General features: G+C 75.7%; 18 protein-coding genes. 13 read left to right on the forward strand and 5 right to left on the reverse strand.

Annotation, left to right across the window (positions count from 1 at the left end; translation table 11 throughout):
* Positions 1-304: 304 nt before the first annotated feature.
* Together HLV61_RS04745 and HLV61_RS04750 are read left to right on the forward strand one after the other, a co-directional pair.
* Entirely contained in the window at positions 305-1630 is a 1326-nt protein-coding gene (locus HLV61_RS04745; protein ID WP_369253233.1) for an MFS transporter, read from the forward strand.
* Entirely contained in the window at positions 1627-3372 is a 1746-nt protein-coding gene (locus tag HLV61_RS04750; RefSeq protein WP_369253234.1) for an FAD-dependent oxidoreductase, read from the forward strand. The genes HLV61_RS04745 and HLV61_RS04750 overlap by 4 nt, the downstream gene beginning before the upstream one ends.
* 64 nt (positions 3373-3436) lie before the next feature.
* On the opposite strand, the gene HLV61_RS04755 is transcribed toward HLV61_RS04750, so the two are convergent.
* Positions 3437-4453 carry an anti-sigma factor RsbA family regulatory protein gene (locus HLV61_RS04755; protein ID WP_369253235.1) on the reverse strand — a complete coding sequence of 339 codons (1017 nt, stop codon included), beginning with the start codon at positions 4451-4453 and terminating at the stop codon, positions 3437-3439.
* A gap of 116 nt (positions 4454-4569) precedes the next feature.
* On the opposite strand from HLV61_RS04755, the gene dtd reads away from it, so the two are divergent.
* From dtd to HLV61_RS04775, 4 genes are all read left to right on the forward strand, one after another.
* On the forward strand, positions 4570-5001 hold the full coding sequence (gene dtd / locus HLV61_RS04760; RefSeq protein WP_369253236.1) for a D-aminoacyl-tRNA deacylase: 432 nt from the start codon (positions 4570-4572) through the stop codon (positions 4999-5001).
* A 244-nt stretch (positions 5002-5245) separates the two neighbouring features.
* A complete protein-coding gene (sigB, locus tag HLV61_RS04765) occupies positions 5246-6229 on the forward strand; it encodes an RNA polymerase sigma factor SigB (RefSeq protein ID WP_369253237.1) in 984 nt (327 codons plus the stop codon).
* Between the two features lie 108 nt (positions 6230-6337).
* A complete protein-coding gene (locus tag HLV61_RS04770) occupies positions 6338-6946 on the forward strand; it encodes a TIGR03086 family metal-binding protein (protein WP_369253238.1) in 609 nt (202 codons plus the stop codon).
* A gap of 83 nt (positions 6947-7029) precedes the next feature.
* Positions 7030-7917 (forward strand): alpha/beta fold hydrolase, encoded by an 888-nt coding sequence (locus tag HLV61_RS04775; protein ID WP_369253239.1) that lies wholly within the window; start codon positions 7030-7032, stop codon positions 7915-7917.
* A 9-nt stretch (positions 7918-7926) separates the two neighbouring features.
* On the opposite strand, the gene HLV61_RS04780 is transcribed toward HLV61_RS04775, so the two are convergent.
* Entirely contained in the window at positions 7927-10641 is a 2715-nt protein-coding gene (locus tag HLV61_RS04780) for a bifunctional acetate--CoA ligase family protein/GNAT family N-acetyltransferase (protein WP_369253240.1), read from the reverse strand.
* Positions 10634-11815 (reverse strand): acetoin utilization protein AcuC, encoded by a 1182-nt coding sequence (locus HLV61_RS04785; protein WP_369253241.1) that lies wholly within the window; start codon positions 11813-11815, stop codon positions 10634-10636. The genes HLV61_RS04780 and HLV61_RS04785 overlap by 8 nt, the downstream gene beginning before the upstream one ends.
* A gap of 187 nt (positions 11816-12002) precedes the next feature.
* Here HLV61_RS04785 and HLV61_RS04790 point away from each other — a divergent pair, with 187 nt between their 5' ends.
* Entirely contained in the window at positions 12003-12710 is a 708-nt protein-coding gene (locus tag HLV61_RS04790) for a metal-dependent transcriptional regulator (protein WP_369253242.1), read from the forward strand.
* A 108-nt stretch (positions 12711-12818) separates the two neighbouring features.
* Positions 12819-14963: a prolyl oligopeptidase family serine peptidase gene (locus HLV61_RS04795; protein WP_369253243.1), complete on the forward strand. Its 2145-nt coding sequence runs from the start codon at positions 12819-12821 to the stop codon at positions 14961-14963.
* 3 nt (positions 14964-14966) lie between these two features.
* Here the strand turns inward: HLV61_RS04795 and HLV61_RS04800 are convergent, their stop codons facing one another.
* Complete coding sequence (locus tag HLV61_RS04800) at positions 14967-16061, reverse strand: DUF4192 domain-containing protein (protein ID WP_369253244.1); 1095 nt, start codon at positions 16059-16061, stop codon at positions 14967-14969.
* 107 nt (positions 16062-16168) lie between these two features.
* Positions 16169-16462, reverse strand: a complete 294-nt coding sequence (locus HLV61_RS04805) for a Dabb family protein (RefSeq protein ID WP_369253245.1) — start codon at positions 16460-16462, stop codon at positions 16169-16171.
* Positions 16463-16515: 53 nt separating this feature from the next.
* Between HLV61_RS04805 and HLV61_RS04810 the strand changes: the two genes are divergently transcribed.
* Genes HLV61_RS04810 through HLV61_RS04830 form a run of 5 tightly spaced genes read left to right on the forward strand, consistent with a single transcriptional unit; the run spans position 16516 to position 21427 of the window.
* Entirely contained in the window at positions 16516-17784 is a 1269-nt protein-coding gene (locus tag HLV61_RS04810) for a glycosyltransferase family 4 protein (protein WP_369253246.1), read from the forward strand.
* Positions 17778-18539 (forward strand): class I SAM-dependent methyltransferase, encoded by a 762-nt coding sequence (locus tag HLV61_RS04815; RefSeq protein WP_369253247.1) that lies wholly within the window; start codon positions 17778-17780, stop codon positions 18537-18539. The genes HLV61_RS04810 and HLV61_RS04815 overlap by 7 nt, the downstream gene beginning before the upstream one ends.
* Before the next feature lie 49 nt (positions 18540-18588).
* Positions 18589-19611, forward strand: coding sequence for a prenyltransferase (locus HLV61_RS04820; protein WP_369253248.1), 1023 nt, complete (start codon positions 18589-18591; stop codon positions 19609-19611).
* Positions 19608-20495: a glycosyltransferase gene (locus HLV61_RS04825; protein ID WP_369253249.1), complete on the forward strand. Its 888-nt coding sequence runs from the start codon at positions 19608-19610 to the stop codon at positions 20493-20495. Before HLV61_RS04820 ends, HLV61_RS04825 begins: the two co-directional genes overlap by 4 nt.
* A complete protein-coding gene (locus tag HLV61_RS04830) occupies positions 20492-21427 on the forward strand; it encodes a glycosyltransferase family 2 protein (RefSeq protein WP_369253250.1) in 936 nt (311 codons plus the stop codon). The genes HLV61_RS04825 and HLV61_RS04830 overlap by 4 nt, the downstream gene beginning before the upstream one ends.
* Positions 21428-21542: the final 115 nt, after the last annotated feature.

Here is a 21542-nt window from a genome sequence, read left to right on the forward strand (position 1 = left end):
CGGGCCTGCGGGGAGCGCACTCCGCCTGACCGGATCGGGACCGGTCCCCCGGATGCACAGCGGCGATCCGGCCGGCCGCCGGACGGATCAGGGTCCGTCCCGTCCCGGTGATCGAGCCTTGACGCTGGGTGAGTGGACGGGTCGATCGGTGTGCCGCGTTCCGGACGGTCTGGTGCCGACCCCCCGGCGTCGGCATGATGCCAACCCCGTTCGCTGACGACCGCACGAGGGCCGCGCAGGACCGCGCCTCCGACCCGGGGACCGGTGCTGCGCCGACCGCATCCCACAGGGCGGAGGACTGGACATGACGGTCACTTCCGACAGCGCCGTACGGGGACCGGGCCGGGCCGGGCGCACCGGGATCCTCGCGATGTGGAGCGCCAACGGGATCTCCACGCTGGGCGGGCAGACGTCCAACGTGGCCATCCCCTGGTTCATCCTGGAGACCACCGGCAGTGCGGCCAGGACCGGCCTCGTGGCGACGGCCATCACCCTCGGCGGGGTCCTGGCCGCCGTGTTCAGCGGTCCGGTCATCGACCGGCTCGGGTTCAAGCGGTCCAGTGTGCTCACCGACACCGGCGCCGCCGTGGTGGTGGCCGCCATCCCGCTGCTGCACGCGGCCGGCGTCCTGCAGTTCTGGCAGATCCTGGTCCTCGGGTTCCTCATCGCCGCCATGCAGGCACCCGGCGACACGGCCCGCTACGCGATCGTGCCCGGCCTGGCCCGCCGGGCGGCGATGACGGTCGAGCGGGCCAACGCCGTCGACCGCGCGGTCAACCGGGGCGCGATGCTGGTCGGCCCGATCGCCGGCGGCCTCCTGGTCGCGGTCATGGGCCCTGCGGACGTGCTCTACGTCCAGGCGGCGGCCTTCGTGCTGTCCGCTCTGCTCGTGGCCGCACTGGTCCGTCCCGGCAGTCACGAGGAGGGCGCGGCCGCAGCGGTCCAGGCGGGCCGTCACTACTGGAGCGAGCTGTTCGTCGGGTTGAGGTTCGTCCTGCGCAACGGCCTGCTGGTGTCGATCGTCCTCGTCGTCGCGGTCGCGAACGCCCTGGACGGCTCCCTGGTCACCGTTGTCCTCCCCGTGTACGCCCGCGACGTCTGGGGCAGCCCGACGAGCCTCGGCGCGCTCACCTCCGCGATCGGCGCCGGCTCCCTGCTCGGCGCCGCCCTCTTCGGCGCCATCGGGCACCGCCTGCCCCGGCGGCTCACCGTGCTGCTCGGCGGCGCCGGTGGAGCACTGCTGCTCTACGGCGGCCTGGCGCTGACCCCGCCGCTCGGACTCATGGTCGTCCTGGTCCTGCTCGGCGGGGTCGTCGCCGGCCCGATCGTGCCGCTGCTGTTCACGGTGGTGCAGACGGTCACCCCGACGGAGCTCTACGGCCGCGTGTTCGGCGCGCTGCAGTCCCTGTCGTCGGCGGCCGCCCCGTTCGTCATCGCGATCGTCGGCTTCGTCGTCGAGGGCGCGGGCCTGGTGCCCACCATCGTCGGCCTCGGCGTCCTCTACCTGGCGGTCACGCTGGGCATGCTGCTGAACCCGGCCCTGCGCCGCCTCGACGACGACCGCGCCGCGCCCCCGCCCGAGCGGACCGGGGCGCGGCCGGCATCCGACCGCACCGGGGCCGGGCGATGACGGGCCCGGTCGACGGCGCCGCGCCGGACGGGTCGCAGCCACCGGTGCTCCTGGTCGTCGGCGGGGACCCGCGGGACGTGGCGATGACGGCTGCCGCCCTGGAGCACCGGTTCGCACCGGACTACCGGGTGCTCACCGCAGACTCGGCCGGGGGCGCACGTGCCGAGCTCGGACGCCTGTCGCGGGCCGGGCGACAGGTGGCACTCGTGGCCGCGGACCTGCACCTCCCCGACGGCGACGGCGTCGTCCTCCTGCAGGAGGCGGCGGACCTGCACCGTGGAGCCGCCCGTCTGCTGCTCTTCGACGTCGACGAGCACCACACCCGGATCCCGTTCGGCGAGCTGCCCGCCCTGCAGCGCGCCAGCGCGCTGGGCCGGATCGACGCCTGGATGGTGAAGGGCTGGGTCAATCCCGAGGAGTGGCTCTACCCCCGGGTACAGGAGGCCCTGAGCACGTGGTCGAGGGCGCACCGGCCGAGCCACGTGGTCTACCGGATCGTGGGCGACGAGTGGGATCCGCGCTGCCACGACGTCCGGGACGGGCTGACGGTCAACGGCGTGCCGTTCCTCTTCCACCCGCAGGACAGCGACGCCGGTCGCCGGCTCGTGCAGGACCACGCGCTCGACGTCGAGCGGCTGCCCGCGGTGATCCGCCACGACGGAACGGTGCTGTACCGGCCGTCGATGGTCGAGCTGGCCGTCTCCCACGGCATCCGGATCCAGCCCTCCACCTCGGTCTACGACCTGGTGGTCCTCGGAGCCGGGCCGGCAGGGCTCGCCGCCGCCGTCTACGGCGCGTCCGAGGGGTTGCGCACCCTGCTGCTGGAGGAGCGGGCCATCGGAGGGCAGGCCGGCACGAGCTCCATGATCCGCAACTACCTCGGGTTCCCCGGGGGCATCGGAGGCGGCGAGCTGGCCCACCGCGCCTGGCAACAGGCCACGCTGCTCGGCGCCGAGTTCGTCTTCACCCACCAGGTGACCGCGTTGAGCGCCGACGGCGACCGCCACGTGCTCGGCTTCCGCGACGGCGGTTCCGTCGCGGCCCGCGCCGTGGTCCTCGCCACCGGCGTCCGCTACCGGCGTCTGGGCATCCCCGACCTGGACCGGCTCACCGGTGCCGGCGTCTTCTACGGCGCGGCCGGGGTGATGGCACCGGCGGTCGCGGGCGAGGAGGTCTACGTCGTCGGCGGGGCCAACTCCGCCGGGCAGGCGGCCCTCCACCTCGCGCAGTACGCGGCCCGGGTCACCCTGCTGGTGCGTGGCGACTCCCTGGACGCCGGCATGTCCCACTACCTCGTCCGGCAGGTCGAGGCCACGCCCAACGTCCGGGTCCGGCTGCGCACCCAGGTGGTCGGTGGCCGCGGTGGCAGCCGGTTGGAGGGGCTGACCCTGCAGGACCGCGGGACGGGCCGGACGGAGGAGGTGGGTGCGGCGGCCGTCTTCGTCCTGATCGGCGCCGAGCCGCGCACCGGGTGGCTCGCCCCCGCGGTCCGCCTCGACGAGCACGGCTTCGTCCTCACCGGCCGCGACGTCCCCTCGTGCGACTGGCCGCTGGTCCGGGACCCGTATCCGTTCGAGACGAGTCGCCCGGGGGTCTTCGCCGCCGGCGACGTCCGCTACGGCTCGGTCAAGCGGGTCGCCGGCGCCGTCGGCGAGGGCTCGGTGACCGTCGGATCCGTCCACCGCCACCTGGCCGACCTCGCCGCCGACCCCGAGCAGGCGGGGGACCCGGCGGCCGTGTGATCCCCGCCCGCCGGCCCGGGGACCCCTCCCCCGACGGGGACGGCCCCGGGTGTCCGGCGCCTCGTCAGGCCCAGCTGGTGGACAACCGCACGCTGACCCCGCGCTCGTCGCGGCGGATCGCGACGTGGTCGCACAGCTGGCGGGCCAGCCACAGGCCCATGCCGCCGTGGGACAGGTCCTCACCGTGCGCCGGCCCGTACCCGGCGAAGGGGTCGTCCCAGCCCCGCCCGGAGTCGCGGACGGTGCAGACCAGCCGTCCCGGCGCGGTCCACAGCCGCAGTCCGGCCGGCGGGGAGCCGTGCCGGACGGCGTTCGAGGCCATCTCGTCGACGGCCATGAGGAAGTCCTCCAGCACGTCACCGGGGCCGTCGACGGTCTCCAGGAGCGCCCGGACGGCGCGCCGCAGGCCGGTGTAGTCGGCGATGGTGTCGTCGGCCAGCGCCGGGGGGGTGGCCTCGAGCTGCTCGTCGGGGACCGGGAGGGCGCGCAGGTAGGCGGCGGGGTCGACGTAGGCGGGGTTGGGCGCCCACCCGTCCGCGGTGACCAGGCCCGGGTGCGTGTGCCGCGCCGTGGCCAGCAGCGGCTCAGGCAGGCCGGCGCTGAAGACGCACAGTCCCCACAGCGGAAAGGGGGCGAAGGCGGCGTTGATGACCGCCTCGTAGGCCTGCCACTCGCGCCAGTCGGCGACGGTGGCGCCGAAGTCCACCTCCCCGACCACGCGCACCCGGCGCCCGGGAGCGGCGTGCTCGGCGGCGAACCGGCGGAAGGCGGTGACGGCGGTGGGGGTGCGGGATCGGTAGAGGGCGTGCCGCTCGACCACGATCACCCGCGGGTCGTTCCCGAGGGCCTCGCACAGCGGACCGGCGGTCCTGGGGTCCACGGCGACCACCGCGGCGTCCCCGGCCGCCAGGCCCTCGAGCAGCCACGGGGCGGCGACCTCGGCGACCTGCTCGGGGACGTCGTAGACCAGCGCGTCGTGCGCGGGGCCCGCATCGGGGCCGGCGCCGGGGCAGGCTCCGGGGTCGGCACCGACCGCGGAGCTCTGGTCCGAGTGCAACGTGGGGTCCCCCGAGGTGGTCACCGGTGCGCCGGTGCCCGGGCGGCCGGCCCCTCCACCGTAACTCCGGAACGAGAGCAACCGATACCCGCGGGGCACCCGGTCACCGGCGCGCCGGGCCTCCTCCGCAGGATGGGCCGGTGCGTGCGGTGGTGAGCAGGGTGACCTCGGCGTCGGTGACCGTCGACGGCACCGTCGTCGGGGAGATCGGGAGGGGCCTGCTCGCGCTGGTCGGCGTCGGCCGCGACGACGACGCCGACCGGGCGACGGCGCTGGCCCGGAAGATCCACGAGCTGCGGCTGTTCGCCACCGGGGACGGCGCCCGCTCGGCCGGCGACCTCGGACTCCCGGTGCTCGTCGTGAGCCAGTTCACACTCCATGCCGACACGCGCAAGGGCCGCCGCCCCTCCTGGGACGGTGCCGCACCGGCGGAGGTGGCCGAACCGCTGGTCACGGCCGTCGTCGAGGAGTTGCGGCGCCGCGGCAGCACGGTGGCCACGGGGGTGTTCGGCGCGCGGATGCTCGTGGCATCGGTCAACGAGGGACCGATGACCTTGCTGCTGGAGGTCTGACCCGGCGGCGAGCCGGGTACGTGGGGTGACCGAACACACCACCTGTGCGGACCCTGTGAAGGCGGGCCGCGCGGAACACCAGGCCCTGCCTGGACCGTTGTACGGGGCGTAACACAACGGACCACAACGGACGAACAGCGGGGTACCGCGCGGACAGCGGAGCCCCACCCCCAGACGCGGGTGTCCCACCGGCCACGAGGGCCGGTACATGCATCCGAACTCCAGGCAAGGACGAAGACATCCCGTGACGCTCCTCCAGTCTTCCCCCAGTGACACCCTCGAGGTCCGCTCGCCGCGCCGCGAGCCGGACACCAGTGGCCTGGTGTCGACCGACCTGGTGCGCGTGTACCTCAACACCATCGGCAAGACCGCGCTGCTGACCGCCGAGCAGGAGGTCGAGCTCGCCAAGCGCATCGAGGCAGGCCTCTACGCCGAGCGGCTGCTCACCGAGCGGCAGCTCACCCCGGCCCTGCAGCGCGACTACAAGGCGCTGGCCGCCGACGGCAAGGCCGCCAAGCGGCACCTGCTCGAGGCCAACCTGCGCCTGGTCGTCTCGGTGGCCAAGCGCTACACCGGCCACGGCATGACGTTCCTGGACCTCATCCAGGAGGGCAACGTCGGCCTCATCCGCGCCGTCGAGAAGTTCGACTACACCAAGGGGTTCAAGTTCTCGACCTACGCGACGTGGTGGATCCGCCAGGCGATCACCCGCGCGATGGCCGACTCCGGCCGCACCATCCGGCTGCCCGTGCACCTGGCCGAGCAGGTCAACAAGGTCGTGCGGACCCGTCGCCGGGTGCACCAGGAGCTCGAGCGCGAGCCCACGGCCGAGGAGCTCGGCCTCGAGCTCGACATGACCCCCGAGCGGGTCGCCGAGCTGCTGGAGTACAGCCGCGACCTGGTCAGCCTCGACCAGACCGTCGGTGCCGACGAGGAGTCCCGGCTCGGTGACTTCATCGAGGACGCCGATGCCGCGGTCGCCGAGGACGCCGTGGCCTTCCAGATGATGAAGGGCGACGTGCGCACCGTCCTCTCCACACTGGAGGAGCGCGAGCGCGACGTGGTGGTGCTGCGCTTCGGCCTCGACGGCGGCCAGCCCCGCACGCTCGAGCAGATCGGCAAGCAGTTCGGCCTCTCCCGCGAGCGGGTGCGCCAGATCGAGCGCGACACGATGGCCAAGCTGCGCGACCCGCAGCGCGCCGACGCCCTGCGCGACTACCTGGCCTGACAGCCGACATCCGAGAGCCGGTTCCCCGCGGGGAGCCGGCTCTCGGCGTTGACAGGGACTGCGCCCCGGGCCAGGCTCGTCCTCAACCGGATGGTTGAGGAGAGCGTGATGACGACCGAGCAGACCGACGAGACGACGGCCGGACCGACGACGGCGCCGACGACGGGGCGGACGACGGCGCAGCGCTGGCGGCACCTGGCCGACGACTTCGGCCGGCGGGTCGACGGCGTCCCCGCCGGCCGCTGGGACGACCCGGCGCCGTGCGAGGGCTGGGTGGCCCGCGACGTCGTCCGGCACGTCGTCGAGTGGATGCCCTCGCTGTACCTGGGTGCGGTCGGCCTGCCGCTGCCCGAGCTGCCCTCGGTGGACGACGACCCGGCCGGCGCCTGGCGGGCCGCTGACGCCGCGATCTCCGCCCTGCTCGAGGACCCCGCCGTCGCCGCGCGCCCGACGAGCACCCGCGCCGGGGACATGACGCTGGAGGAGCTGGTCGCGATGACCGGCCTGATGGACCTGCTGGTGCACGCCTGGGACCTCGCCCGCGCCACCGGTCAGGACGAGACCGTGGACCCGGCGGAGGCAGCGGGCTTCCTCGCCGGGATCGAGCCCTGGGACGCCGCGCTGCGCAGCAGTGGCCACTACGGTCCGCGGGTCCCGGTCCCCGACGACGCCGACGCCCGGACCAGGCTGCTGGCCTTCACCGGCCGGCAGCCCTGAGCGGTCCCCGCCCGGCCGGTTGACCGCTCCCGAGGGCGGGACCACGATGGCCGGACCCACCCCGGCCCGACGACAGGGGACCCGTGAGCGACGTCGAGACGATCGAGGTCCCCCACCTGGGCACCTCGACCATCGGCCACCGGTTCGGACGGGCCTACGACGCCTCGCTCCCGACGCTGGTCATGGTCAACTCGTTCAGCACCTCCGCCGAGCTCTTCCGGCCGCAGTTCGCCGACGAGGAGCTCGCGGCCGCCACCAACCTGCTCGCCCTCGAGCCGTACGGCCACGGCCGGACGCGCGCCTCGTACGAGCAGTTCACCTACTGGGACTCCGCGCTGGCCGACCTGCAGGTCCTCGACGCACTCGGCATCCGCGAGGCGTTCGTCCTGGGCACCTCGCAGGGTGGCTGGGTGGCGGCGCGCATGGCGATGCTGGCTCCCCACGTGGTCAGGGGCATCGTCCTGCTGGGCACCTCGATGGACGCCGAGAGCCGGCGCAGCCGGGACCTGGGCTGCTGGGACGGCGTCGGCTTCTGCACGCCGGCCATCGACGCCCTCGCCGAGCCCGTCGGTGCGGACTGGGCGGTCCCGACCGCGCTGGTCGACGCCGTCCTCGCCGAGGGCCTCGGCGAGGACGTGTCGCCCGGGGAGCGCGCGTTCTGGCACCGGACGCACCAGGAGAACTACGCCGGCGACGACGGGCGCAGGCGGCTGCGCACCAGCTCGGTCAACCTGCGGGACCGCGACGGCCTGCACGGCCGGCTGGACGGCGTGCGGTGCCCGGTGCTGTGGATGCACGGCACCGCGGACCCGGTGTACTCGGTCGCCAACGCGGAGGACGAGATCGGCCTGTTCACCGCCAGCGCCGGCGCCGAGCTCCGCGTCGTCGAGGGTGGCCGGCACTTCCTGAGCGCCTCGCACCCCGACGAGGTCGACCGCGCGACGGTCGGGTTCGTCGAGCGCTGGCGGTAGCCGGGGCGCTCAGTACAGGTCGCGCAGGCGCCGGGGGCCGGGCTCGACGCGGGCGGTCGGCGGACCCACCCGCACGGTGCCACCGGCGACCACCAGCGACCGGCCGCCGTGCCACGGGTTCGCCGGGCCCACGATCACCGGCGAGAGGGTCAGCCCCAGCACCTCGGGCAGGTCGTCGGCCAGTCGCGCCACCCGCAGCAGCAGGTCCTCCAGCGCCGCGACGTCGACCGGCTCGGACCCCCGCCAGCCGTCGAGCAGCGGCCAGGCCCGGGGGGCGCGCACGAGCTCTGCGGCGTCGAGGTCGGTGAGCGGCAGGGTGCGGTAGGCGCGATCGCCGAGCAGCTCGGTGGCCACTCCCCCGACGCCGAAGCTGACCAGCGCGCCGAACGACGGGTCGTCGACGACCTCCACCACGGTGGCCACGCCCGGGGCGGCCATCTCCTGCACGATCACCGGGTCACCGGCCGGGATGGCGGCGAACGCGGCACGGACGGCCGCGGCGTCGGCCAGGTCCAGCCGGACCCCGCCGAGGTCGGTGCGGTGCCGCAGCCACGGCGCCGTGGACTTGAGCACCACCGGGTAGCCGACGGCGTCGGCTGCGGCGACGGCCTCCTCGGCGGTGGTCGCCGTCCGCGTCCCCAGCAGCGGCACCCCGTAGGCGGCCAGCAGCTGCAGGCTCTCGTCGTCGGTCAGTGGGCGGCCGCCGGGTGACTCGGCCATCGCGCCGAGGACGACCGACCGGGCGCGCGCGGCGTCGACGTCGGGCAGCTCGGGCACGGTGCCCATCGGCCGCCGGCGCCACCGGGCGTACTCGGTGACCCGCGCCAGCGCGATGACCGCGCGCTCCGGCGTGGAGTAGGACGGAACCGAGCCGCGGGCGGGCATGCCGGCGTCGTCGGGTACGGCGAGCTCCGGCGGGATGCCCTCGGCGGAGAGGAACGTGGCCACCACCGGCTTGGCCGAGGCGGTCGAGACCTCGCGGAGCACCCGCCCGAACTCGTCCGGGGGCGTGCGCACCAGCGGCGGGAGGAACACCGCCACGACGGAGTCCACGCCGTCGTCGTCGACCGCCGCCTGCAGCGCGGTGCGGAACGCCTCCGGGCTGCCGTTGGTGCCGATGTCGACCGGCGCCTCGTGCGCGAGGGCCAGGCCCTGGTCGAGGACGGCGTCGGCGACGAGGACCCCCATGGCCGTGGAGTTGCCGACGACGGCGACCCGGTCGCCCGCGGGCAGCGGCTGGTGGGCCAGGAGCAGGCCGACCTCGAACAGCTGGGCCACGGTCTCCACGCGGATCACCCCGGCCGAGGCGAACAGCGCGGCCACCGACTGCTCGGGCACCGCCACCGACGTGCCGGCCAGGCCCGGGGTCAGCCCGCCGTGCCGGCCGCTCTTCACCGCCACCACCGGCTTGGTGCGGGCGACGGTGCGGGCCAGCCGGGCGAACTTGCGGGGGTTGCCGAAGCTCTCCAGGTGCAGCAGCACGACCTCGGTGCCGGGGTCGGTGGCCCAGTACTGCAGCAGGTCGTTGCCGCTGACGTCGGCGCGGTTGCCGGCCGAGACGAAGCTGGACAGGCCGATGTTGCGGCTGCGCGCCCGCTCCAGCAGCGCGACGCCGAGCGCGCCGGACTGGGCGAAGAAGCCGACGCGGCCGCGGCTGGGGACGTGGGGGGCGAGGCTGGCGTCGAGCCGGACGGCCGGGTCGGTGTTGACGATGCCCAGGCAGTTGGGGCCGACGACCCGCATGCCCGACGCGCGCGCCGCGGCCACCAGCTGCCGCTCGGCGTCGCGGCCGGCCGGGCCGGTCTCGCCGAAGCCGCCGGAGATGACCACCAGGCCGCGGACCTGCTTGCGCCGGCAGGCCTCGACCACGCCGGCCACCTCGTCGGCTGGGACGGCGACCACGGCCAGGTCGACGTCGTCGGGGATGGCCTCGATCGAGGCGTACGCGGGGACGCCGCGCACGTGCCGGGCGCCGGGGTTGACCGGGTACACCGGCCCCTCGAAGCCGTAGTCGAGCAGGTTGCGCAGCACGAGGTTGCCGATCTTGGCCTCGTCGTTGCTGGCCCCGACGACCGCGACCGACCGAGGCGTGAGCAGCCGGGCGATCGAGCGGGACTCGCTGCGCTGCTCGCGCTCGTAGGCGACGGCCAGCGAGGTCTCGGTGGGCGCGATCGGGAAGGTCAGGTGGACCACGCCGTCCTCGTAGGAGCGGCTGGGCGAGTAGCCGGCGTCGAGGAAGACCCGCACCATCCGGCTGTTCTGGGCGAGCACCTCGGCGACGAAGTTGGTGATCCCGCGCTCGCGGGCCGCGGCGGACAGGTGCTCGAGCAGCACCGAGCCCAGGCCCCGGCCCTGGTGGGCGTCCTCGATGAGGAAGGCCACCTCGGCGTCGGTGGTGTCGGGATAGCGGTCGTAGCGGCCGACGCCGATCAGCTGCTCGCCGAGCAGCAGCACGAAGGCCACCCGGTCGGTGTGGTCGACGTGGGTGAACCGGTGCAGGTCCCTGGCCGACAGCCGCTTCATCGGCCCGAAGAACCGGTAGTAGCGGGTCTGCTCGGAGCTGCGGTCCATCAGCCCGGTGAGCCCCTCGGCGTCCTCGGGGCAGATGGGCCGCAGGTGCACCGTGCCGCCGTCGGCGGCGACGATGTCGGCCTGCCAGTGCGCCGGCGGCTGCGGTGCCTCCTCGTCGTGGGCCGGCGCCGCGTCGGTCTGCTGGTCAGTCACGGGGGTCGTCCGGGTCGAGGCCGAAGTAGGGGAAGGACGCCTTGCGGGTGCGGGACACCGCCCGGTCGACGCGGGACTCGGTGAAGGGGTCCCACGCCGAGAAGCCGGTGTAGCCGCCCTCGGTCATGTGCGTGGGGGGCCGGGCCTTCAGCCCCCGGGCCACGACGTCGTCGCGCCACGACTGCGGGATCGCCGTCACGGGGTCCAGCCGGTCCCCGGAGGCCTCGGCGAGCAGGTGCGTCCAGGCCCGCGGCACACAGCGCACCAGGCCGTACCCGCCGCCGCCGAGGGCGATCCAGCGGCCGTCGCACACCTCGTGGGCGAGGTCGTGCACCGCCCGGTAGCTGGCCCGCTGGCCGTCGATCGTGAGCGCGAGGTCGGCCAGCGGGTCCTCGTGGTGGGCGTCGCAGCCGCACTGGGTGACCAGGATCTGCGGCGCGAAGGCGCGCACCACGCTGGGGACGACGGCGGTGAAGGCGCGCAGCCAGCCGGAGTCGTCCGTGCCGTTGGGCAGGGCGAGGTTGACCGCGCTGCCGAGCGCCTTCTCGGGGTCGCCGGTCTCCTCGGGGAACCCGGTGCCGGGGAACAGGGTGAGCGGGGTCTGGTGGATGCTCACCGTGAGCACCCGCGGGTCGTCGTAGAAGGTCGCCTGGACGCCGTCGCCGTGGTGGACGTCGAGGTCGACGTAGGCGATCCGCTCGTAGCCCTGACCGAGCAGCCAGGCGATGGCGATCGCGGCGTCGTTGAAGACGCAGAAGCCCGAGGCGCGGCCGGGCATGGCGTGGTGCAGGCCGCCGGCGATGTTGACCGCGTGCTGTGCGCGGCCGGAGTGCACCAGCTCCGCCGCGAGCACGCTGCCGCCGGTGATGAGCGCGGCCGCCTCGTACATGCCCTCGAAGACCGGGTTGTCCGTGGTGCCCAGGCCGAACGCCTCGTCCGGGTGGGTGGGCGCCCGCCGCACCGCCTCCAGGTAGGCCGGGTCGTGCACGAGGGTGAGCAGGTCCTCGCCGGCCGGCGTCGGGCGGACCACCTCCACCCGGCCCGGCGCGAGCACGCCGAGTCCGTCGGCCAGGCGCATGGTGAGGTCCAGCCGCACCGGGTGCAGGGGGTGCTCGCCGCCCATCGTGTAGCCGAGCAGCGCCTCGTCCCAGACCACGGCCACCGAGTCGCTCACGAGCCCTCCCCTGTCGCCGCTGCCGTCGCTGCCGCCCCCGACGCCCCCGTCCGGACGCTACCGCCGCACCGCGCCGGGCGCCGCGCCCGGAAGGCCCTCCCGGCGGGCCGTCCCGGCCGGCTCGCCCGCGGAACCCGGTCCGGTCACCCGCGCGCCGTAGGATCGGCGACGACACGGAGGAGTGCCAGTGAACGACCTCATCGACACCACCGAGATGTACCTCCGCACGATCTTCGAACTGGAGGAGGAGGGCATCGTCCCGCTGCGGGCGCGCATCGCCGAGCGGCTGCACCAGAGCGGCCCGACGGTGAGCCAGACCGTGGCGCGCATGGAGCGCGACGGCCTGCTGACCGTCGAGGGCGACCGGCACCTGCAGCTGTCGGACACCGGCCGCGAGCTCGCCACCGCGGTCATGCGCAAGCACCGGCTGGCCGAGTGCCTGCTCGTCGACGTGATCGGCCTCGACTACGCCGACGTGCACGAGGAGGCCTGCCGCTGGGAGCACGTCATGAGCGAGGCGGTGGAGCGCAAGCTGCTGTCCCTGCTCGGCAACCCCACGGTCTCGCCCTTCGGCAACCCGATCCCGGGCCTCGACGCGCTCGGCGGGGAGACCTCTGCTGTCCTCGACGCGCTGACCCTGCTCTCCACCACGGCGACCGCTGAGGGCCGGCGGGTGACCGTGCGGCGGATCAGCGAGCAGTTGCAGGAGGACGCCACGCTGCTGCGCACGCTCGCCGACCAGGGGATCCGCCCCGGCGCCACGATGGTGGCGCGGTCGGCCGACGGCACGGTCACCCTCGACGGCCATCCGGTGCCCGCGGGCGTGGCCCAGCACCTGTTCGTCTCGGCGCTGGACGAGGACCTGACCCCGGTCGAGGCCGCCGCCCAGCTCTGAGCAGTCCGAGCAGCCGGTCGCAGCGCCCGGTCTGCCGCTCCGGCGGGGGGCCGGGCGCTGCTCGTTACGGTGGGCGGCACCGTCCCGTCCCCGTCGCGAGGAGCCCCGGTGAGCCAGCCCGACGCCGTGTCCGACAGCGCCGTGTCCGACACCGCCGTGTCCGACACCGCCGTGTCCGACACCGCCGTGTCCGACACCGCCGCTCCCGGCCCCGATCCGGAGCACCAGTTCGCCCGGCTGGCCGACTTCGTCGCCGTCCCGCGGGTGAGCGGCCTGGCGCTGGCTCGCGACGGCCGGCTCGCCGTCTCGGTGCAGACCCTCGACGCGGAGCGGAAGAAGTGGGTCTCCGCGCTGTGGGACGTCGACCCCGCGGGGCAGCGCGCGCCGCGCCGGCTGACCCGCAGCGCGCCCGGGGAGTCGGCGCCGGCCTTCGCTCCCGACGGCACGCTGCTGTTCGTCTCGGCCCGCCCCGACCCGGGTGCCGGGAAGGACGGCGGTGACCCGAAGCCGTCGCTGTGGGCGCTGCCGCCCGGCGGCGGTGAGGCCCGTCCGGTGGTCACCCGGCCCGGCGGCGTGGGCGGTTTCACCGTCGCCGCCGACAGCGGCGACGTGGTGGTCGTCGCCTCCGCCATGCCCGGCGCCGCCGATGCGGCCGAGGACGAGCGGCGCCGCACGGCGCGCAGCGACGCCGGGGTCTCGGCGGTCCTGCACGAGGCCTATCCCGTCCGCCACTGGGACGCCGACCTCGGCCCCGCGGCCCCGCACCTGTTCTGGGCCGGCGCCCTGCCCGCCGAGGACGCCGCCGGGGACCGGCCCGAGCCGGTGGCCCTGCGCGACCTGACGCCCGACGCCGCCCCGCCCACCGGCGCCGGGGAGTCGGCCGTCCTCTCCCCCGACGGCCGGCTGCTGCTGCGCGTGGACTCCGTGCCCGACGGTCCGGCCGGCCGCCGCGACCGGCTGGTCCTGGTCGAGACGGCGACCGGCGAGAGCCGGGTGCTGGTCGACGACCCGCTGGCCGACGTCCACTCCGGCGCCTTCTCCCCCGACGGCGCCTCGGCGGTGTGCGTGCGCGAGACGCTGACGACCTACGCCGAGCCCCCCGACTACACGCTGCTGCTGGTCGACGTGGCCTCCGCCGAGACGCGCGACCTCACGGCGGGCTTCGACCGCTGGCCGAGCGCCCCGCAGTTCAGCGCCGAGGGCGACGCCGTGTACTTCCTGGCCGACGAGGACGGCCGGCACGCGCTGTTCCGGGTGGAGCTCTCCGGTGGCGACCCGGTGCGGCTCACCGCCGACGGCGCCTACAGCGACCTGCAGGTGGCCCGCGACGGCAGCGCCCTGTACGCGCTGCGCTCGGCCTACGACGAGCCGCCCGCGCCGGTGCACCTCGACCCGCGAGCGACGGGTCAGCACCCCGATCCGCTGCCGTCCCCGGGTGCCCTCGGGCCGCTGCCGGGGACCCTGCACGAGGTGCGCGCCACCGCCGCCGACGGCGCCCAGGTGCAGTCCTGGCTGGTCCTGCCGGAGGGCGCGAGTGCCGAGGACCCCGCGCCGCTGCTGCTGTGGATCCACGGCGGTCCGCTGATGAGCTGGAACTCCTGGTCGTGGCGCTGGTGCCCGTGGGTGATGGCGGCCCGCGGCTACGCCGTCCTGCTGCCCAACCCGGCGCTCTCGCAGGGCTTCGGGCAGGACTTCGTCCGCCGGGGCTGGGGCGAGTGGGGCGGCGCCCCCTACACCGACCTCATGACCGCCGTCGACGCCGCGCTCGAGCGGCCCGACGTGGACGCCGAGCGCACCGCGGCGATGGGCGGTTCCTTCGGCGGCTACATGGCCAACTGGGTGGCCACCCAGACCGGCCGCTTCCGGGCGATCGTCACCCACGCCAGCCTCTGGGACCTCGACTCGTTCGTCGGCACCACCGACGCGGCCTACTACTGGGAGAGGGAGTGGGGCGACCCGCTGGCCACTCCCAAGCGCTACGAGCAGAACTCCCCGCACCGGTTCGCCGACGCCATCCGCACGCCCATGCTGGTGATCCACGGCGACAAGGACTACCGCGTGCCGATCGGCGAGGCGCTGCGGCTCTGGTACGACCTGCAGAAGCGCGGCGTCCCCTCGCGGTTCCTGTACTTCCCGGACGAGAACCACTGGGTGCTCACGCCCGGCAACGCGATCGTCTGGTACGAGACGGTGATCGCGTTCCTCGCCGAGCACGTCCTCGGGCAGGGGTGGCAGCGGCCCGAGCTGGTGTGAGGCTCACCGGGCGTCCTGCTCGAGGGTGCTGCTGATCAGCGCGCGCAGCGCGGACGGCGGCAGGCACGCGGCCAGGCCGTCGGCCAGCAGCTGCGGCAGCTCCGCGTCGGGATCGGCGGCCAGCGCCCGGTCCAGCGCGACGTTGGCCATGGCACCGTCACCGCGCAGCCAGGCGCTGACGGCGAGCAGGGTGGCCGGCGGCCCGTCCAGCGGCACCGGCGCGCGGCGGGTGCACTCGGTCCAGAGCACCTCGGCGGCCGCCGCGTCGGGGCCCAGTGCCAGGCCGAGCGCGCGGTCGCGCACCTCCGGCAGCGTCAGCGCCCACAGCACCCGGGCCACCCGGGGATCGGCCAGCCGGGTGGCCGCCGTGTCGGGGCCCGGCCGGCAGTCGGCGACGGCGGAGCTGATCGCGGCGCCGGCCTGCGCGGCGAGTCCCTCCCGGCCCAGTGCCCGGAGCCGGGCGGCGTGCTCGCGGCCGGCGGACAGGCAGGCGGCCGCCATCGCGGCGGCGCCGGGGTCGTCGTCGGACGGGGTGATCCGCGCGGTGAGGACCTCCCGGCCGGCGGCCAGGACCGCGCCTCCGGCCACCGCCGCGGCGGCCAGCGGGCTGGCCCCGCCGGGCAGCGGCGTGCCCGCGCCGGGCGCGCAGCACGGATACGGGCAGTCGTAGTCCCACCAGCGGCCCGACCGCACGAGCAGTGCCTCCCGGACCGGCACGTCCCGGGCGTCGAGCGCGAGCACCACCTCGTGCACGACGTCGCGGTGCGGCAGCTCGGGCGCCGGCGGCAGCGGGGCCGCGGTGTCGCAGGCCAGGACGTGGGGGGCATGGAGGTCCGGTGCCTCGGAGACGACGGCCAGCAGCACGGCCTCCGGCTCGTCGGTGGCCACCCTGGCGGCGAGCGTGCGCGCCAGCGACCGTGCCGCGGCGGGCGGGGGCAGGTCGGCGCGCACGGTCAGGCCGACGCGGCTGCCGCCGGTCCCGCGCAGGCTGACCAGCACGACGGACTCGGCGGGGTGGAAGCCGAGCAGGTGCGGCAGGGCGGCGGCGACCTCGCCGGTGTCGCCGAGCCGGATGACGGGGATGCGGGGTTCGTCCACCCGGTCGACCCTGGGCGCCTCGGGACCCGCCCGGACCCACCCGGCCGCGCCTGTGGAGGGGTCGCGGCCTGTGGACGACGGCGCCAGGACCGTCGGGCCGTCCTGCCTCAGACCTCGTACTGCACGGCGCTGCGGGCGGCCAGGTACGGGCGGACGTGCTCGGCGACCACCCCGAGGTGCACGGGGTCGGTGGCGTAGCGGCGGAAGGCCTCCGCGTCGGGGAAGTCGGCGACCAGGACGGTGTGCGCGTTGCCCTCGACCAGGCCCGCGTCGGGCGCGACGGTGAACGCCACCGGACCGGGCACCTGCTCGGGCAGCCGGCGCAGCGCGGCCACGGTCTGCGCCCGCCGGTCCTCGTCGGCGGCGTCGGACCAGGTGAAGTGCACGACGTGTCGGATCACGCCCGCCACCCTGTCAGGAGGGCGGACCGAACAGGGTCGGTAGGGTCCGGCGCATGGGACGACGGCTGCGGATCGCACTGCTGTCGTACCGGAGCAAGCCGCACGGGGGCGGGCAGGGCGTCTACGTCCGGGCGCTCTCGCGCGAGCTGACCGCCCTCGGCCACTCCGTCGAGGTGTTCAGCGGCCAGCCCTATCCCGAGCTCGACGACGGCGTCCCGCTGACCCGGCTGCCCAGCCTCGACCTCTACCGCGAGCCGGACCCGTTCCGGACGCCACGGCCCTCGGAGTTCCGCGACTGGATCGACGTCGCCGAGTGGGCCGCGATGTGCACCGCCGGCTTCCCCGAGCCGCTGACCTTCACCCTGCGCGCCGCCCGGGTGGTGCTCCCCCGCGCGCACGAGTTCGACGTCGTCCACGACAACCAGTCCCTCGGCTACGGGCTGCTGCGGCTGCTGCGCGCGGGCGTCCCGACCGTGGCCACCGTGCACCACCCGGTGGCCATCGACCGGCAGCTGGAGATCGCCGCGGCGCCCTCGCTGCGCCGGCGCCTCACCCTGCACCGCTGGTACGGCTTCACCGCCATGCAGGCCCGGGTCGCCCCCCGCCTGGACGCCGTCACCACCGTGTCGGAGAACTCGCGGCGCGACATCGAGACCCACCTGCGGGTCCCCGCCTCCGGCATCGAGGTCATCCCCGTCGGCATCGACCCCGGCGTCTTCACCCCGCCGCCGGCCGGGCAGCCCCGCGAGGCCGACTCGATCGTGGTCACCACCAGCGCCGACGTCCCGCTCAAGGGGCTGGTGCACCTGCTCGAGGCGGTGGCCAAGCTGCGCACCGAGCTGCCGGTGCGGCTGACCGTCGTCGGCACCGCCCGGCCCGGGGGGCCGGCCGAGTCCGCGCTGGACCGGCTCGGCCTGCGCGACGCCGTCCGCTTCACCGGCCCGCTGCCCGAGGCCGACCTGGTGCGGCTGCTGCAGACGGCGACCGTGGCCGCCATCCCCTCGCTCTACGAGGGCTTCTCGCTGCCCGCGGTCGAGGCCATGGCCTGCGGCACGCCGCTGGTCACCACCGACGCCGGCGCGCTGCCCGAGGTGGTCGGCACCCAGGCCGGCCTGCGCGTGCGCGCCGGGGACGTCGACGAGCTGACCGCGGCGCTGCGGCTGGTGCTCGAGAAGCCCTCGCTGCAGGAGCAGCTGGGCCGGGCCGGGCGCCGCCGGGTGCTGGCCTCCTACACGTGGCGCTCGACCGCCGAGCGCACGGCGGCCTGGTACGCCGAGGTGCTGGAACGGAAGGGCGCCGAGCAGGAGGACACCGAGTGCTGACCGTCGACTACGACCTGCTCGACCTGCGCCCCGGCACGACCGTGCTGGACCTCGGCTGCGGTGAGGGCCGGCACGCCTTCGAGGCCTACCGCCGCGGCGCGCACGTCGTCGCCGTCGACTGGGGCGTCCCCGAGGTGGAGACGACGAAGCGGTGGCTGGGCGCGATCGCCGAGGCCGGGGAGGCACCGGCGGGGGCGCGCTACGAGGTGGTGCGCGGCGACCTGCGGCACCTGCCCTTCCCCGACGCCAGCGTCGACCGGGTCATGGCCTCCGAGGTGCTCGAGCACATCCCCGACGACGTCGCCGCGATGACCGAGATCGCGCGGGTGCTCAAGCCGGGCGGGCGGGCCGTCGTCACCGTGCCCCGCTACGGTCCCGAGCGGATCTGCTGGGCGCTGTCGGACGCCTACCACGCCAACGAGGGCGGCCACGTCCGGATCTACCGCGCCGACGTCCTGCGCGCCCGGCTGTCGGTGGCCGGCCTGGTGCCCGGGCGGCAGCACCACGCGCACGCGCTGCACGCGCCGTTCTGGTGGCTCAAGTGCGCCGTGGGCGTGGACCGCGACGCCGCCGTCGTGCGCGCCTACCACCGGCTGCTGGTCTGGGACCTCACGAGGCGGCCGCTGGTCACGCGGGCGGCCGAGAAGGTGCTCGACCCGCTGTTCGGCAAGAGCCTCGTCGTCTACGCGGACAAGCCCGCCGTCGCGCAGCCGGCGGCCGCCCCGGAGCGGGAGAAGACCGCTGCCGCGCGCTGAGCTGCCCGAGCTGCCCGGCGTCCTCGACGGGGCGGCTATGCGGGCGACGGTGGCCGCGATCGCCGCCGAGCAGGGCCGCGACGGGTCGCTGCCGTGGTTCCGCGGCGGGCAGCTGGACCCGTGGGACTCCATAGAGGCGGCGATGGCCCTCGACGTCGGCGGCGAGCACGCGCGGGCGGCGGCGGCCTACCGCTGGCTGGCCGCCCGGCAGCGCGCCGACGGCTCGTGGGCCGCCGAGTACCGCGACGGGATCGAGACGCAGCCCGCCGTCGAGAGCAACCACGCCGGCTACCTCGCCGTCGGCGCCTGGCACACCTGGCTGGCCAGCGGCGACGAGCGGCTGGTCGCCGAGCTGTGGCCCGCCGTGCGCCGCGGCCTGGACCTCGTCGTGGACATGCAGCTGGACTCGGGCGCGGTCAGCTGGGCGCTGCGGCCCGACGGCACGCCCGACGACACGGCGCTGCTCACCGGCAACGCCAGCCTGTTCCAGGCGCTGCGCTGCGGCATCGCGCTGGCCGGGCTGGCCGGGGAGGCGCAGCCGGACTGGGAGCTGGCCGTCACCGGCCTCGGGACGGCGCTGCGCACCGACCCCGCGGCCTTCGCCGACCGCTCGCGCTGGTCGATGGACTGGTACTACCCCGTGCTGGCCGGCGCGGTGACCGGCGAGCCGGCGCGGGCCCGGCTGGCCGCCGACCGGGACCGCTTCGTCGTCGCCGGGCTCGGTGCGCGGTGCGTGGCCGACCACCCGTGGGTGACCGGCGCGGAGACCTGCGAGCTGGCGCTCGCGCTCGTCGTCGCCGGGCAGGCCGACGCCGCGCTAGAGCAGGTGGCGGCCATGCAGCACCTGCGCCACGACGACGGCTCGTACTGGACCGGCTTCGTCTATCCCGACGACGCCCACTGGCCGGTCGAGCGGACCACCTGGACGGCGGCCGCGGTGGTGCTCGCCGCCGACGCCCTCGCGGGCGCGACGCCGGCCTCCGGGCTGTTCGCCGACCCCGCGGCGCTGCCCGCTCCCGGGACCGCCGACACCGGTTCACTGCCGCCCATCACGGGCAGGGTGCAGCGGTGACCAGCACCTCCCCCGCGACCGGCGCCACCCGGCCGGCCGCTGCCGACGGCGTCACCGTGGTGGTGATGAGCCGCGACCGGCGCGAGGACCTGCTGGCCACGCTGCCCCGCCACGAGGCGCCGGTGGTGCTGGTGGACAACGGCTCGACCGACGGCACCGTCGAGGCCGTCCGGGCCGCCCTGCCGGACGTGACGGTGCTGCCGCTGGCCGGGAACGTCGGCGCGCGGGCCCGCACCATCGGCGCCGGACACGCCGGCACCGAGTTCGTGGCCTTCGCCGACGACGACTCGTGGTGGGCACCCGGCGACCTCGCCCGCGCGGTCGCGGTCATGCGCGCCCATCCCCGGCTGGCGGTGCTCAACGCCCGCGTCCTCGTCGGCCCCGAGGAGCGGCTCGACCCGCTGTGCCCTGAGCTGGCGGCCAGCCCGCTGGGCACGCCGCCGCACCTGCCCGGCCCGCGACTGCTCGGCTTCATCGGCTGCGCGGCGATGGTGCGCACCGGGGCGTTCCTCGCCGTCGGCGGCTTCGACCCGGTGGTGCGGTTCCCCGGTGAGGAGGAGCGGCTGTCCCTCGACCTCGCCGCCGCCGGCTGGGACATCGCCTACGTCGACTCCGTCACCGTGCACCACCACCCCTCCACCCGGCGGCACGACCCAGCGGCCCGGCGCGCGGCGATCTGGCGCTCGAGGGTGCTGACCGCGGTGATGCGGCTGCCGGTGCGCGACGTCGTCCGCACGGTGATCACTGCGCTGCAGGGCGGCGCACCGGGGCGCCGCGGACTGCGGCGGGCGCTGCCGGACCTGCCCGCAGCGCTGCGCCGCCGGCGCCGGCTGCCCCCGCAGGTGCTGGCCGACCTGCGGCTGCTCGCCGGGGACGCCCGGTGACGGCCACCGAGACCGTCCCGCGGGACACCGGCACCGGCCCGGACGCGCGGATCGCCGTCGTGGTGATCACCCACCAGCGGCGCGGGGAGGTGCTGGTCGCGCTGTCACGGCTGCTGGAGCTGCCCGAGCGGCCGCACGTGGTGCTGGTCGACAACGGCTCCACCGACGGGACGGCCGAGGCGGTCCGCGCGCGGTTCCCCGCGGTGGAGCTCGTCGCGAGCCCGGAGAACCTGGGGGCGATCGGCCGCAACGTCGGCATCGACCGGCTCGCGACGCCGTACGTGGCCTTCTGCGACGACGACACGTGGTGGGAGCCGGGGTCGCTGCGCACCGCGGCCGACGTCCTGGACGCGCACCCGCGGCTGGCCGTGGTGACCGCCCGGATCCTCGTCGAGCCCGGCGCCCGCGAGGACCCGATCGTGCCGGAGCTGCGCGACTCCCCCGTCCCCGGTGCCGACTGGCTGCCCGGCCCGGCGCTGGGCTCCTTCCTGGCCGGGGCGAGCGTGGTCCGGCGGGAGGCGTTCCTCGAGGTCGGCGGCTTCTCCGAGCGGCTGTGGCTCGGCGGCGAGGAGGAGCTCATGGCCGGCGACCTCGCCGCGGCCGGCTGGGAGCTCTGCTACCTGCCGTCGCTGACCGTGCACCACCAGGCGTCGAGTGCCCGCGACTCGCACCGCCGCCGGCGCGACGGCATCCGCAACACCCTCTGGACGACGTGGCTGCGGCGCCCGATGCGGCCCGCGCTGCGCCGCACGCTGCACCTGCTGGCCACGCTGCCGCGCGACCGGGTCACCGCCCGGGGGCTGCTGGCCGCGGTCCGCGGGATCCCGTGGGTGGTGCGCGAGCGGCGGGTGCTGCCCCCGCACGCCGAGGCCCGGTTCGCCGCGCTCGACGCGGTCCAGCGCCGCTCCACCGCCCGCCGCTACGTCAGCTGAGCGGGCCGAGACGACCGCAGGTCGACAACGGGCGGTCCGACCGGGCCCGCCTCCCGGCCGAGCGCGGGTGAACGGTGCGCGCTGACGCCCCCTGGGCGGCAGAGATGGCCATCTC

This window comes from Geodermatophilus amargosae (assembly GCF_041028265.1).
GTDB lineage: Bacteria > Actinomycetota > Actinomycetes > Mycobacteriales > Geodermatophilaceae > Geodermatophilus > Geodermatophilus amargosae_A.